Annotated in this window: 14 protein-coding genes; 3 read left to right on the forward strand and 11 right to left on the reverse strand. The window is 67.5% G+C overall.

Annotated features, from left to right (window positions below; translation table 11 throughout):
* Nucleotides 1-90 precede the first annotated feature (90 nt).
* Nucleotides 91-963 (forward strand): dimethylarginine dimethylaminohydrolase family protein, encoded by an 873-nt coding sequence (locus OHA18_RS13205; protein ID WP_329004344.1) that lies wholly within the window; start codon nt 91-93, stop codon nt 961-963.
* Between the two features lie 14 nt (nt 964-977).
* Here the strand turns inward: OHA18_RS13205 and OHA18_RS13210 are convergent, their stop codons facing one another.
* The 3 genes from OHA18_RS13210 to OHA18_RS13220 are packed head-to-tail and all read right to left on the reverse strand — an operon-like array spanning nt 978 to nt 3,881.
* Complete coding sequence (locus OHA18_RS13210) at nt 978-1,625, reverse strand: hypothetical protein (protein ID WP_329004345.1); 648 nt, start codon at nt 1,623-1,625, stop codon at nt 978-980.
* Between the two features lie 3 nt (nt 1,626-1,628).
* Nucleotides 1,629-2,243: a PEGA domain-containing protein gene (locus OHA18_RS13215; protein WP_329004346.1), complete on the reverse strand. Its 615-nt coding sequence runs from the start codon at nt 2,241-2,243 to the stop codon at nt 1,629-1,631.
* Nucleotides 2,244-2,261: 18 nt separating this feature from the next.
* Nucleotides 2,262-3,881 (reverse strand): phage tail tip lysozyme, encoded by a 1,620-nt coding sequence (locus tag OHA18_RS13220; RefSeq protein WP_329004347.1) that lies wholly within the window; start codon nt 3,879-3,881, stop codon nt 2,262-2,264.
* Between the two features lie 183 nt (nt 3,882-4,064).
* Between OHA18_RS13220 and OHA18_RS13225 the strand changes: the two genes are divergently transcribed.
* Nucleotides 4,065-4,733: a GntR family transcriptional regulator gene (locus OHA18_RS13225; RefSeq protein ID WP_329004348.1), complete on the forward strand. Its 669-nt coding sequence runs from the start codon at nt 4,065-4,067 to the stop codon at nt 4,731-4,733.
* A 1-nt stretch (nt 4,734) separates the two neighbouring features.
* On the opposite strand, the gene OHA18_RS13230 is transcribed toward OHA18_RS13225, so the two are convergent.
* Genes OHA18_RS13230 through OHA18_RS13265 form a run of 8 tightly spaced genes read right to left on the reverse strand, consistent with a single transcriptional unit; the run spans nt 4,735 to nt 13,520 of the window.
* On the reverse strand, nt 4,735-6,768 hold the full coding sequence (locus OHA18_RS13230; protein ID WP_329004349.1) for a hypothetical protein: 2,034 nt from the start codon (nt 6,766-6,768) through the stop codon (nt 4,735-4,737).
* A complete protein-coding gene (locus OHA18_RS13235) occupies nt 6,765-7,979 on the reverse strand; it encodes an enolase C-terminal domain-like protein (RefSeq protein ID WP_329004350.1) in 1,215 nt (404 codons plus the stop codon). The genes OHA18_RS13230 and OHA18_RS13235 overlap by 4 nt, the downstream gene beginning before the upstream one ends.
* A complete protein-coding gene (locus tag OHA18_RS13240) occupies nt 7,976-8,773 on the reverse strand; it encodes an SDR family NAD(P)-dependent oxidoreductase (protein ID WP_329004351.1) in 798 nt (265 codons plus the stop codon). Before OHA18_RS13240 ends, OHA18_RS13235 begins: the two co-directional genes overlap by 4 nt.
* 10 nt (nt 8,774-8,783) lie before the next feature.
* On the reverse strand, nt 8,784-9,593 hold the full coding sequence (locus OHA18_RS13245) for a carbohydrate ABC transporter permease (RefSeq protein ID WP_329004352.1): 810 nt from the start codon (nt 9,591-9,593) through the stop codon (nt 8,784-8,786).
* Nucleotides 9,580-10,506, reverse strand: a complete 927-nt coding sequence (locus OHA18_RS13250) for a carbohydrate ABC transporter permease (RefSeq protein WP_329004353.1) — start codon at nt 10,504-10,506, stop codon at nt 9,580-9,582. The genes OHA18_RS13245 and OHA18_RS13250 overlap by 14 nt, the downstream gene beginning before the upstream one ends.
* On the reverse strand, nt 10,503-11,789 hold the full coding sequence (locus OHA18_RS13255; protein WP_329004354.1) for an ABC transporter substrate-binding protein: 1,287 nt from the start codon (nt 11,787-11,789) through the stop codon (nt 10,503-10,505). Before OHA18_RS13255 ends, OHA18_RS13250 begins: the two co-directional genes overlap by 4 nt.
* 16 nt (nt 11,790-11,805) lie before the next feature.
* Nucleotides 11,806-12,513 (reverse strand): FadR/GntR family transcriptional regulator, encoded by a 708-nt coding sequence (locus OHA18_RS13260; RefSeq protein ID WP_329004355.1) that lies wholly within the window; start codon nt 12,511-12,513, stop codon nt 11,806-11,808.
* Nucleotides 12,510-13,520: a DUF4185 domain-containing protein gene (locus OHA18_RS13265; RefSeq protein WP_329004356.1), complete on the reverse strand. Its 1,011-nt coding sequence runs from the start codon at nt 13,518-13,520 to the stop codon at nt 12,510-12,512. Before OHA18_RS13265 ends, OHA18_RS13260 begins: the two co-directional genes overlap by 4 nt.
* A gap of 302 nt (nt 13,521-13,822) precedes the next feature.
* On the opposite strand from OHA18_RS13265, the gene OHA18_RS13270 reads away from it, so the two are divergent.
* Nucleotides 13,823-14,209: a phage holin family protein gene (locus OHA18_RS13270; protein ID WP_329004357.1), complete on the forward strand. Its 387-nt coding sequence runs from the start codon at nt 13,823-13,825 to the stop codon at nt 14,207-14,209.
* Nucleotides 14,210-14,214 lie beyond the last annotated feature (5 nt).

Consider the following 14,214-nt stretch of genomic DNA (forward strand, 5'->3'; position numbering starts at 1 on the left):
TTGACTCGGCGAACCTGGAGCCTCAAACTGACTGATTGTCGGACAATCAGGAGATCTGACACTGGATCTCATCGGTCAGGGAGGGTGTTCATGGGGCAGCCGCTGGAGTGGGGTCGTCGCTATCTGATGGTCCGGCCGGACCACTTCCGGATCGACTACGTGATCAACCCGTACATGTCGACGCAGGACCAGCCGGACCCGGCGCTGGCGCTGAAGCAGTGGGACTCGCTGCAGCAGGCGATCGTGGACGCCGGCGGCGAGGTCGAGGTACTGGCGCAGCGCCCGGACTCCCCCGACATGGTGTACGCGATGAACCTCGGGCTGGCGGCCGTGGACGGTCGCGCGATGCTCTCGCACATGCGGTTCGCGCCGCGTCGCAAGGAGTCGCTGAGCGCGGCGGACTGGTTCACCGGGCACGGGTTCCAGCTCGAGCGGACCGGCGGCGAGGGGGTCGGGCCGCACTTCGAGTCCGGGGACGCGTTCGTGTTCGGCGACAGCCTGGTCGTCGGGTACGGGCCGCGGACGGAGGCGGAGGCGCTCAAGCACCTGGCGACCGGGTGGAACATCCGGGTCCGCGGGCTGCGGATCGCGCACGAGGGGATGTACCACCTCGACCTGCCGTTCTGCCCGGTGGACAGCACGCACGCGATGGTCTACCCGCCGGCGTTCGACGCGGCGAGCCAGGCCGAGCTGGCCGGCATCGTCCCCGACCCGATCGTCCTCACCGACGAGGAGGCCTTCGCGTTCAGCGCGAACTCCGTCGTCGTCAACGCAACGATCATCATGCCGGCCTGTTCCCCACGCCTGCACGCGATCTTCACCGGCCTCGGCCTGCGGGTCGTCGTCCTGGACCTGTCGGAGTTCCACAAGGGCGGCGGCTCGGCCCGCTGCCTCACGAACCCGCTGGACTTCCCCCTGACCACCATCACCGCCCCAGCCGGCGAACTCATCCTCCCCGCCTGACCGCTCGGGCGGCGCTACGGGCGGGAGCGGCGCGCGTCGGCAGCTGCGAGCGCGGCACGCATCGTCTCCCGCACCGCGGCTGCCCACGGTCCGGTGTTCGCCAGCGGGATCTCGGTCATGAACCGCCGCTCGGCCTCCGGGATCCGGGCGACGACGAGATCCGGGTCGGCGGTCACAGTCGCGTACAGATTCGGACCGTCGGCGGAGAACAGGTCGGCAACAACCAGCCTCCCGTCGGCGGCCCGCATGACGTTGTCCGGGTTGTGATCCAGCGGCCCGCACCAGGGCAGCTCGCTCCGGGCCCGCTCGTGGACACGACGCACCACGTCGACGAGCTCGGCGACTTCCGGCGCCCGCTCAGCGATGGCGTGGTGGAACGCAACTGCCTCGGCCTCCGGGACCGGGTGGAGACGTTCCATCAGTTGCAGGTCGCCGCCGCCGGTGAGGCGACGGTGGGCCAACAGTTCCGGGACCTGGCGGGTCTGGGACGCCTCGCGGTACACGGCAGCGACGTACGGGCCGGCTGGGTCGAACGGGCTGATGCGCGCGACCGTCGTACCGTCCGGGGACTGGAGCGCTATCGCCCAGTCACCGACACCGCAGTGGGTCCACCCCGCTGCGAGAAGCTCCTGTTCTGCGTCGCGGTGGTCGGTCTGGCCCACGAGCTACTTGCCTGTCGTCCAGATGATGTCGAGGGTGTTCGGGTCCCAGCCGGAGCTGGTGATCCATTGGAGGGCTTTGGTCTTTCCTTGCGGCCCGTAGACCTCGATGGCGATCGAGATGGCCTGAGGGTTCGTCGGGTCGGTCTTGGACGCGGTCTGGGTAGCTTCGAAGCCGTCGCCGATGTACGGGAGAAAGGCCATGATCGGGTACTTCGCGCGCAGCCGGTCGTTCATCTCGTCGTAGCGCTTACCGGCCTCGCGCTCGAGCTCCATCTCCTGCTCGGGGTTCGTCTTGGCCCACTGCCGGCCCTCCGCGCTGTTGGCGTAGAGGTACATCTTGTAGCTCGCCGTCTCGCCGGTCGCAGTGATCGTCGTGGAGTAGCTCTCGAAACCCCGGCGCGAGCCCGCCAGAGTGTGCTGGCCCTCCTTGATCTTGACCTCGCCGTTCGCCGGGATCTCGTGTCCGTCGAGGGTCAGCGTGAGGTCGCCCGGGATCGACTGCACGACGAGCTTGGTCTCCTTGCCGCCGCGGAGCAGCAGGATGCTGCCGATCAGTACGACGACCACTGCCAGCGCGGCGACGCCGATCAGCAACGGCCGTCGGTTCTCCTCGAGCATGCCTGCTCCCGTCCTTACTCAGTTCGCCGTCGTCGTCGGTGTGGTCCCGCCCTTGACCCGGAACACCCAGAACCCGCTGGGTCCCACGTCGTACAGATTGTCCGCGGTCGGGACGTGCTGACCGAGTGACCCGGCCGCCGAGTTCCACCCGTTGCCGTCGCCCCAGGGACCGACGTACAGGTACGTGTGACCCGGCCCGTTCAGGATGTCGCCCGGTTTCATCCCACCCGGTGGCGTCGACTCCCAGTGGTCGTAGATCTCCGGGTGATCCAGCATGTACTGCCGCTGGGTCGGGGTGTACACGTTCGGGAACTTCGGGTCGGCGCCGCTCATGTGCAGCACGGTCGCGACGAACCGCCCACAGTCACTGTACGGAGTCTCACCGTTGGGGCCGTCGTTGTACTTCTCCATCGCCGCCACGTACTCCGGTTTGGCCGCGCTCGCCTCGACACTCCAGTGCTCATGCGGTCCCTGCGGCCAGGCGAGGTTCTTCGCGACCTGGGCGATGTTGCCGCTGCCGGCGCCACAGCCGCCGCCCGAGTCACCGGAGCCGGCCGCCGGAGCCGAACCGGCGAACGTGTCGTAGACGTGGTGCGCGTTCGCCTTGCGCCCGGTGTATCCAGGGTCGTTGGGGTCGGTGCTGAAGACCTCGAAGTACCGGCCGAACGCGTAGGCCGCGTCGTCGACCGACGTCGCCGCCTTCATCTTGGCGCCGACGTCCGGCAGCGGCACCGGGCCATCGCCGTGGAGCTGCTTGTTGAGGAAGTCGAGCTGGTAGGCCAGAGTGCCGATCGTCTTGTCGTCGACGCCCGCGTCGCGGGACTTCTGGATGATCTTGCTGGCCGGGTACCACTGCACGATGCCCCAGGCTCTACCGGTGCCGACGGCATCGGCGGGTTGGGTCTTGGTGCCGGTGGGTGTGCCGTCGTTCAGCAGCAGCGGCTCGACCTGTGACTCGGTGATCATGTTGCCGACCATGCCGGCGGCCTGTTCCTTGGACCATCCGCTGGTGACCAGGAAGTTGAAGGCCTGCTGCTGGGCGTTCGCGCCGCTGAGATCGCCGGTCTGGCAGGTGCAGCCGCCGCCGGAGTCGGAGGTATCGACCTCGAACGGGTTGCTGTCCGGTTTCTGCTGGGACCACTTGTTGTTGCTGTCCTTGTCGACCCACATCTCCCAGTGCAGATGCGGACCGTTGAGACCGTACGCGCCCTCGTTGCCGGTGCCGGAGGTGCCGATCGGGTCGCCGCGCTTGACGTCGGCGCCGACCATGACACTGACGGTCTGCATGAACTGGTACCGGATCTCGACGTTCTCGCTCCGGATCCGGACCTCGCCGCCCGGCGCCTGGACGACCTTGCCGTCCAGGGACGCGTAGACCCTGCTGCCCTCGTCGACCTTGAAGTCGTAGCCCATGTGACCTGGGAAGTTCGGCGCCGGAGCGGTCCACTCCGTGTCGATCTTGTGCGAGTCGGTCGGGTAGCCGAACATGCTCTGGTCCTGGGCGGCTGACGCGCACGCCGCCTCAGCCGTGTCCAGGCTGCCGAAGACGGCGATCAGCATGACCACGACGATCAGGAGCGGGAGAATCAGAACCAGACCCACGAACGCAGCGGCGGCCTGCAGCGTCTTGCCTCCCACGATCACTCCTCGCTCGCTCGAGTGGACTCCCGCGCCGGTCCGCGAAGAGGGGCGGCCCACTGAGGGAAATGCTGCCCGAAAACCGGGTCATCATGTCGGAAGTTATCCACAGGCTGGGTGCCGGGGTGGCCCCGGAGCCGGGTCGCGCGCGACAACGGACCGGGTCTGGACGAGAATCACACCATGTACGAACGGCTGCGGGTGGACCGCTCGACCACGGTGGACCGGGTGGTCGACGCGCTGCGCGCCGCTCTGTTCGCAGGCGACCTCGAGCCCGGTACGCCGCTGCGCGAGCAGCCGCTCGCCGAGGCGCTGGGCGTCGCCCGGAGCACGATCCGCGAGGCGATGACGATGCTGGTCACCGAAGGCCTCGCGGTCCGCGAGCCGAACAAGGGTGTCAGCGTCGCGATCCTGCACCCGGACGCGGTGGCGGACATCTGCCGGGCCCGGTTCGTGCTGGAATCAGCCGGGATCCGGTCCTGGTTCGACGCCGACGAGGCGGCCCGGGAGCGGGTCCGCGAGGCGATGCGGGTGTTCGCCGCGACCGCCAAGGACGGCGCCGACCCGGAGGCCCTGACCGAGACTCACCTCGCCATCCACCGCAGCCTGGTCGCGCTGACCGGCAGCGAGCGGCTGACCGCCACCGCCGACTCGATCACCGGCGAGGCGCGGCTCGCGCTGGCCCGGGTGGACGCGCTGCGGCAGGACGCGCGCCAACAGGTCGCGTCCCACCGCAAGCTCATCCGGCTGCTGGAGCGAGGCGAGCTCGACGAGTGCGTCGACGAGCTCCGCCGCCACCTCGCCGGCGCCGAGGAGTCCCTCCTCGAAGCCATCGCGATGCCGCCCAGCTGACTCAGACCAGTCCGTCGGCGGTGACGTCGTACGTCGTGGTGCCTACTCGGAGACCGGTCAGACGGGCGTCGGGGTCGAGGGCGGCTACTTGGGGGCTCGCGGTGACGGTGCCATCGAGGGCTACCTCGATGCCGAAGATGCCCTCCAGGACCAAGCTGACCCAAGAGCCGGACGACGAGCAGGACCAGTCGATCAGGTACGGGAACTGCGGCGGGGACTTGCGCGCCCCACCGGCCATCGCCGGCTGCGCCTCCTCGACGAAGTGCGCCTGACCGCACGGGCCCTGGTTGGCCGTCTTTGCGAGACCGGGCAGCCAGTCGAGCAGCACATCGCCCCGTCCGAGTGCGAAGAGCGCACGACCTGCATCGGCCGGCCACGCCGGGTACGCACCGTTCCACTGGTGGTCCGGGCGGACGCTGAAAGCCGCATCCGCGTCGTACGGCGACAGCGCGCGCATCCACGTCGGCGTCTGCAGCTCATGCTGGAAGAACGACACCATCTCCGCGCACTGCGACTCCGACAGGTCGTCCGGCATCGTCGTACCGATGATGTTGAAGTCGTAGCAGTGCCGGACCGGTACTAGTGATCCGTCCGGTTGCCGTGCGTGCCAGAAGCCCTTGCCCTCGACATACAGCTCGTTGACGTGACCGGCCTGCGCCGACGCCTCCTTGCGCAGCAACGCGGCCCGGTCGGAGTCACCGGAGCGGTCCGCGATCTCGGCGGCGACCCGCATGCACCACACGTTCGCGGCGTTGAAGCTGGCGACCTCGTGCACGTAGCTGCTCACGCACTCCAACAGGTTGTCGATGCCGCCGTAGTCGGCCAGCGCGTGCTCACCACGCAGACCGCGCCAAGCGGTCGCCCAGTCGTGCACGTGGTCACCGACTGCCTTCGGACCGACGGGAGCGTCCAGGAACTTCTCGTCGCCGGTGAAGCGGACGTAGTCGCGCACCAGCCGGGTCATCGCGAAGTCGTTCACCGAGTACCACTGCCCGACCGGTCCACCGGTCAGCCACTCGGTGCCGAAGTGCTCGTGGATGTCCAGGTCGATCCAGTGCTCGATGTGCTTCCGCATCGGCTCCGGGTCCAGCAGCGCATGCGTCAGCGACGACAGGCTGTAGTCCCAGATGAACGTCGTCGTCTGCCAGTAGCGCGGCATCAACGTGTCGTACGTCCGCCCGAGCACGCTCGCCGGGTTGTCCCGCCGGAACCAGATGACTCCGAGCACACCCCACCAGTACAGCTTCTGCAGCGCCTCGTTCGACGTCTCCAACACAGGCAGCGACCCACTGAAGCCGTCGCTGTCAGGGTCGAACGCGTCAGCCAGCGCTACGTCCCACATGCTCTCCGCCACCGCAAGAACCGCAGGTACGTCGGCCACGCACACGTCGAAGTGCTCCGTCGCCTCCTCCAGCGAACCGGAGAGCACATGGACGTAGCTGAATGTCACCCGACCCGACGCGTCCAGCTCGACGGTTGCCTCGAGCATCGACCTGTCCACCACGGCGGCGATGTCGAGGCCTTGGACACTCACCGCGGAGCCGGACTCCCCAGTGCCGACAACGCGGTCACCGACCGCGGTCAGCGTGTTCGGCTCTGACGGCGGCTCCGGCCGCAGCCATCCGCTCCCTGACTGGGTCGCCGTGCTTTCCAGCGCGAACCCCAGTTGCACCGAGCGCCCCGGCGTACCAGACACCTCCAGCTGTACGACGACCGCCGGGCGACCCGGTGCGCAGGCAGTAGTCGTCCGCAGCTCCAGACCGTCAACGGTGGTGGACCGTACGACGCAGTCCGGGCGCCACACCACCTCCACCGTCCCGCCGTACGAGCGCGCCAGCCGGCCGTCGACGTACAGCTGGGCGGTGATGGTGTCACCGTGCGAGTACGGCGGGAAGTTCACGCTGCGGATCGCGACGACGTCGTGGTCGACCTGCGCCGTACCCAGGAAGTTCGTCAGTCCGGGCGGGTTGAACATGTCGTCGTACGTGTGCGTGAGAACGTCGCTCGCCAGGTCGGCGGAACGCGGGATCGTCATGACGGGTCGGCCCAATCGGTGTTCGGGAGCAGGGGGTACCAGTCCGGGCGTGCCGGATCGCGGTCGTACGGATAGGAGCCGAGTTCACGGAACAGCTCGGCGTACTCGGCCAGCTTGTCGCGGTCCAGCTCGACGCCGAGACCGGGCGCGTCCGGTACGGCGATCGCGCCGTCGACGTACGGAAGCTTGCCGCCGGCAATGATGTCGTCGCGCAGATGGTGGTAGTGCGCGTCCGCGGCGAACGACAGGTTCGGTACGACGGCGCCGAGGTGGAGCATCGTCGCCAGCTGGATGCCCAGCTCGCCGGAGGAGTGCACGGCGACGCCGAGCTGGAACGTCTCGCAGACGCCGGCCGCCTTGATACACGGCCGGATCCCGCCCCAGAACGTGGTGTCGAGCAGGATCACGTCGACCGCTGGATCACGCACGTTGGCGGCCAGCTGCTCGAAGTTCACCACCACCGTGTTGGTGGCGAGCGGGATCGGGGTGTTCTCGCGGACCCGGCGCATCCCGTTCAGACCCCAGGTGGGGTCTTCGAGGTAGTCGTTGTCGAGGTCCTCGATACCGCGCGCGAACCGGATCGCCTCCTCGACACTGAACGCGCCGTTCGGGTCGAACCGGACGCGGTGCTCCGGGAACGCCTCGGCCAACGCACGGAAACACTCGCGCTCGTAGTCCGGCGGGAACACACCGCCCTTGAGCTTGTGCACGCTGAACCCGTGCTTGTCGACCAGCTCGCGGGCATGCGCCACCAGCTGCTCCGCGGTCCGGATCTCGCCGGTTCCGTCCTCGGCCGGGTGCCGGAAGAACAGGTAGCTCGCGAACGGCACCCGGTCCCGCACCTTGCCGCCGAGCAGCTCGTGCACGGGTACGCCGAGCTCGCGCCCCTGCAGATCGAGGCAGGCGAACTCGATGGCCGCGAGCAACTGAGTGCGGTTGTTGTACAGACTCGCGGTCGGGTTGGCCAGCATCCAGCGCAGCGCCTCGGTGCGGGCCGGGTCGTGGCCGAGGAGGTACGGCTTGAGGCCGGTGACCGCGGCCTCGGCGCTCTGACCGCCGCCGCCCATCTCACCGAGGCCGATCAGCCCGTTGTCGGCCTCGACCTCCACGACAGTCCGTACGAAGCGTCCCCAGTGCGCTCCGTTGCTGTGCCGTAGCGGCGCCTCGAGCGGCATGGTGACCGTGGTCGCGCGTACGTCAACGATCTTCACTTCGCGTCCTCCGGCAGTACGACGGGCAGGCCGGCGGTCAGCCCGCCGTCCACCTTCACGTCCGCACCGGTCATGAACGACGCAGCCGGTGACGACAGGAAATAGATGACCTCGGCAACTTCTCCCGGGGTCGCGACGCGGCCCAGCGGATGCGACCGCCCCCACTCGGCGACGACGTCGTCGGTCGAACGTCCACCGCCGAACTGCGCCGCGGACGTGCGCAGCATCGGTGTGTCCACCGAGCCCGGACAGACCGCATTCACCCGGATCCCGTCGTCGGCGTGGTCCACAGCCATCGCCCGCACGAGGCTGAGCAGTGCGCCCTTCCCCATCGAGTACGCCGCGACGCTCTTCTGCGCCGCATACGCCTGCACGGACGCCACCACCACGACACTGCCGCCCCGAGGAAGCTTGGGAACGAACGCCCGGCACGCGAAGAACACGCCCCCGACGTTGACCGCCATGACCTCGTCGTAGACGGCGTAGGGCGTGTCGACAACGGTCCCGTACCGCTGGACTCCCGCGGCACAGACGAGCGCGTCGACAGGCCCGACCTGCTCCGCGACAGACGCCAGCGCAGCCCGGTCCGAAACATCCACCTGGACGCCGGTCACCTGATCGCCCAGGTCGGCGAGCGCGGCGGCATCGCGGTCGAGCGCGACCACCCGATCCCCCGCGGCGACGAATCGCTCGACTGCACCTCGTCCGATCCCGGCGGCACCGCCGGTGACGACGATCGTGCGGCCACCCCCCGTCCCGCCGCCGGAGGCGGCGGCGTTGAACTGCTGCTGCATATATGTCCTTTCAGAACTGACCGAGGGCCAAGCCTCGGGAGAAGAAGCGTTGGGCGGCCAGGAACAAGATCACGGTCGGCAGCGAGACGAGCAGGCCGCCGGCCAGCACGGTCGGGAGCGCGGCGCCGCCGTACGTGCTCTGGAGACCGGTCAGCGCGGGCATGATCGGGCGGACCGAGTCGGACTGGCTCAGCGTCAGGCCGAGCAGCAGGTCGTTCCAGACGAAGGTCGCCTGCAGGATGAAGATCGCGGCCAGCGCGGAGCCCGCCATCGGCAGGTAGATGCTGCGGAAGATCCGGAACAGCCCGCCGCCGTCGACGACCGCCGCCTCGAACACGCTGCGCGCGATCCCGGTGAAGAAGTTCCGCATCACGAACGCGGAGAACGGCACGCTGATCGCCGTGTACACGATGATCATCCCGACCCGGGTGTCGTACAGACCCGAGTTCGCGTACCCGGAGAACAGCGGCATCAGGATCATCTGCAACGGGAAGATCGTCCCGCCGAAGATGAACACGAACCACAGGAACCCGCGCTTCAACCGCAGTACGACGATCGCGTACCCGGCTGCGGCGCCGATCAGCACCGCGAGCACCGGCGCGATCACGCTGTACATCGTTGTCGCGACCAACGTGTCGCCGAGTGAGGCCTTGCTCCAGGCGTCCCCGAAGTTCGAGAACAGTGCGAAGCCGGCCGGCTTCCACACCGTCTTGGCGTCGTACCCGTCGATCGGCTTGGACGCGTTGACGATCAGCAGGTAGACCGGCGCGAGCCAGATCAGCCCCAGTACGACGAGGAAGGGAGTCTTAACCCTGCTCACGGGCATCCCCCAACTGGTAGCGCAGGTACAGGATCGACGCGGCGAACGTGACCAGGCTGAGGAACAGCGCGATCGCCGCGCCCTGGCCGTAGTCGTTCAGCACGAAGGTCTCCTTGTACATGGACAGCGCCAGCGTCTCGGACGACGTACCGGGACCGCCCTGCGTCATCACCCACACCACGTCGAACGTCTTGAGGCTGCCGACGATCGACAGCCCGATGACCACCGTGGTGATCGGCCGGAGCTGCGGCCAGAGGTGGTGGCGGAAGAGGCTGAACCCCTCCGCTCCGTCCAGCCGCGCAGCCTCGAGCGGCTCGCCCGGGATCGACTGCAGCCCGACCACGAACAGCAACGCGTTCACACCGGCCGCCTGCCAGGTGACTGCGACGATCATCATCAGCGTGTTGCCCGGACCGGCCTGTAGCCAACCGGTGTGCGCACCAGGCAGTCCGAGGAATCCCAGTGCCTGACCCAGTGCGCCGTCCGGCTGCAGTACGAAGCCCCAGATGACGCCGACGGCCACACCGGAGATCGCATACGGCAGCAGGAACGGGAGCCGCAGCCACGTGCCCCACTTGTGTCCGTAGGTCAGCACTGCGATCAGCAGCCCGAGTACTACTGGCAGCGTGACCATCCCGACGACCCACAGCAGCGTGTTGACCAGCGCCCCGACCAGATCGGGATCGCTGAACATCGCCTTGTAGTTCGCCAGGCCCGACCACACCGGCGACGCCAGACCGTCGTAGTCGGTGAAGCTGACGTACGTCGTCCACAGGAACGGCAGGTACAGCAGCAGTGCGACCACGCCGGCGGCCGGCAGGCCGAACAGCGGTGCCATCCGGGCACCGGTCCGGTCCGGGCGCTGACTGCTCGCCCGGACCTTCACCGGTGGCCGTTCGATCGTGGAGGTCACTTCTGCTTGGCCCAGTACGCGTCCGCCTCGGCCTGGATCTTCTGCAGGCCCGGCATCGGGTCGCCCGGCTTCGTCACGAACGCGCCGAACACCTCGAGTGCCTTGTTCGCAACGGGTACGGGCGTCGCCTCGAACCACCGGTTGATCAGCCGGTACCCGTCACCGCCGACGTCCTTGTTCAGCGTCGCCAGGCCCGGGTCCTTGACCTCGGCCTTCGGGTTGAACGACAGGTCGCCGCGGGAGTTCGCCCACGCGGTCTGCGCCTGCGGCGTGACCCACCAGTCGGTCCACTTCTTCACGGTCGACGCGTGATCGCTGGCCGCCGCCGAGCACACCGGCCCGGTCTCGAAGATCATCGAGGTCTTCGGCAGCGACGGGTTCACGTTCGGGATCACGAAGAAGTCGTAGTCGGTACCAGCCTTCATCTTCAGCGTGTTCAGGTTGCCGCTGAACCAGGTGCCGAAGTTGATCATCGCGACGTCGCCGTTCTTCAGCTGCGCCTGCGGCTCGGTCTTCGAGCCCGGGTCGCTGAAGTACCCGGCGTCGATCATCTTCTTCCACTCGTTCATCACGTCGACCACGCCGGGGTCGGTGTACTTCGCCTTGCCGGCCGCGAGCCGGTCGTACAGGTCGGGGTCCTTGCCCGCGAGCAGCGTCTCGAACCAGACGAACGAGAACAGGATGTTGGTCTGGTAGAACGGCTTCACGCCGACCGCCTTGACCTTGTCCGCGACCTGGGTCAGCTCGGCCCACGTCTTCGGCGTCTGGGTGATACCGGCCTTCTTGAAGACGGCCTTGTTGTAGTACATCACCCAGTAGCCGGCGTTCAGCGGCACGCAGTACTGCTTGTCGCCGTAGGTGAAGTACTGCTTGAGCTGCTCGGGAATGTTGCCGTCGGCAATCGCCTTGGTCCACTGGTCGGTGGTCTCGGCGACGAGCTTCTGGTCCACCAGATCCTGAAGCTCCTTGCCGGTGTGCCAGGTGAACAGGTCCGCCTTCTCCTTGGTCCGGAACGACGACCGGATGAACGCGGTGTACGTGTTCGAGTCGGAGTACCCGACCGGCTCCATGCCGACGCCGATGTCCTTCTTGCTGGCCGCGCCGACCTGGGTGAAGGCGTCCTTCCAGCCACCCTTGTCGTTGTAGAACTTCAACGAGTCGACCGGCTTGTCCGCGCCGCTCTTGGCGGCACCGGCGGCTCCGCCGCCTCCACACGCGGACAACGTGAGCGCGCCGGCGATCACCAGGGCAGCCAGCGCCTTGCGGTTGGTGTTGCGTTGCATCGTGCTTCCTTCCAGCTCAGGGATGCTGAAGACGTTGGTTGATGACGGCCAGGACGCCGTCGAGGTGCTCGCGGGTGAGCAGTTCGGCCAGGTCGGAGTCGCCGGACCGGACCGCGTCGTAGATCGCGCAGTGCTCGTCCAGGTCGGCCTGACGGTCGCCGTGGATGTGCAGGATCTCCAGCTGTTCCCGTGCGTTCACGACGGTCACCGACTCGACCACCTCGGCCAGGGTCGCGTTCCCGGACGCCTGGGCCAATGAGCGGTGGAAGTCCATGTTCACCTCGGCCAACCGGGCATGGTCGCCGGACGCGATCAGCTCGGCCGCGGTGGACAGGTCCTGTTCCATCTGCTCGAGTGCGGCCGCATCACGCGTCGCTGCGGCCAGTGCGGCGACCGGTGGCTCGATCAGTACGCGAGCCTGCAGCAGTTCGACCAACCGGTCCGCACTCGGGGCCAGCGCCAGGGGGTTGGCCAGGACGAGACGGCCGACGTTCGGACCGACGTACACACCGGAGCCGTGCCGGAGCTCCACAGCGCCGGTCGCCTCCAGTCGGCGAAGCGCCTCCCGGACAGTCGGTACGGCGACCTTGAACCGCTCCGCCAGCGACCGCACCGACTCGAACTGGTCGCCGACCGACAGCTTCCGCTCGGCGATCAGCGACAACATCGACGTCGCCAGATCGTCGAGCAGACTTCGGCGTACGACGCCACCCGACGTACTCACTTGGCGGCCGCCAGAGTGACCGCCAGGAACCGCGGCCGGTAGATGCTCACGTCGGTGTACAGGTCGTCGCTGACGAGGCTGTTCACGTTGTAGCTGACCAGGAGCTCGTTGCCGCGGCGCAGGTCCGGATGCTCGTGCGAGTTGTAGGTGATGATGTTCCCGGCGGTCTCCGGGGTCTGGTACAGCTCGACCGGCTTCACCCACGGACCGGTCGGCGAGCAGGAGAAGTACCCGACGACGCGCTTGCTGAACAGCTCCTTGGTGTCGTGCGTGACCAGCAGATAGCCGTCCTTGAACTTGGTCACGCTGTGCTCGTTGGCCACACCTTCGAGCACCCGGGCCGACGCGGTCTCGTCCGAAGACCAGCCGGAGCCGGTCCAGTACTGCCACGGCTTCGCGGTCAGGTCGTCGCCACGGACCCGCGCGACGTGCTGGTACTTCGAGCTGCCCAGGTCCTCGACGCCGTAGATGTAGGTGTAGCTCTGGTCACGCATCAGCCAGCCGGACCACTGGACGTTCGCGGCGGACGGGAGCGGGGTGAGGCTCTTGAGCTTCAGCGTCTTGCTGTCGAGGCGGGCGAGGTAGTTGCTGGCCCAATGCCAGTCCCACTGCCCAGTCCCGGTCTTCACGAAGCGCAGCGCGGTCACGTCGAGGTCGCGGCCGGCGTGGCTCGTCTGTGCCGCGCCGATCCAGTACCAGCCGTCGGACGGCGGCGGGATGATCGCTGTCGGGTTGGTGGCCGTACCGCCGGTGACAGTCTTCAGCTGACTGCCGTGCTGGACGACGATCGAGTTGTTGACGAACGGCGTGGTCGTCGGCCGGCTGCCGTCCGGATTCACCGGCCCGAGGAACGTGTCGGAGAAGATCCACGCCGTACGCCCACCGGGGAGCGCCACGGAGTACGTGCTGTCCGCGCCGGTCCATCCCTTCCCGGTGTTGCTGTAGGAGTTCAGAAGCCCCTCGGGCGCGGCATGCGGCGTCGTCTGAGCAGTCCAGTTGGTCCGCACGGCGCTACAGCTCGAAGGGGTGGCGGAGGCAGCGGGCAAACCGAGTCCTGCTGCCGTGAGAGACAACGCAACAACCGCAACCAGTGGGCGTGACATGAAAATGATCAGATCACTTGGTCATTTTCGATGTCAAGACCTTCCTGCCCATCTTCTTCGCGCGGTTGATTCTTCAAAAGAAAGAACCATGTGCGTGGAGTGTTGTTGCCTTTACTGAAGGTGATGGGAGGGAAGGAAGGGGATCAGGGTTCGTTCAGGGTGTGTGCGGAGCGTGGTGCTACCGGGCGGGTGGGAGGATCGAGGGCATGAAGAACTTGATCATCAGGCTGCTCGCCAACGCGGTCGCGCTGGCGGTGGCGAGCTGGCTCGTCGCCGGCATCACCTTGCAGGGCGCGACCACCGGCAAGCGCGTGCTCACGCTGCTGATCGTCGCCGCCATCTTCGGCATCGTGAACGCGATCGTGAAGCCGGTGGTGAAGGTGCTGTCCTTCCCGCTGCTGATCCTCACGCTCGGTCTGCTGACCTTCGTGATCAACGCCCTGATGCTGTGGCTGACGTCCTGGATCACCGGCAAGCTCGACGTCCAGTTCCATGTCAACGGCTTCTGGTCCGCGCTGTTCGGCGCGCTGATCATCACCGTCGTCGGCATGATCATCAACGTCGTCCTGCCGGACAAGGCCGAAGTCCACTAGTGCAT

Source organism: Kribbella sp. NBC_00709, from assembly GCF_036226565.1.
Taxonomy (GTDB): domain Bacteria; phylum Actinomycetota; class Actinomycetes; order Propionibacteriales; family Kribbellaceae; genus Kribbella.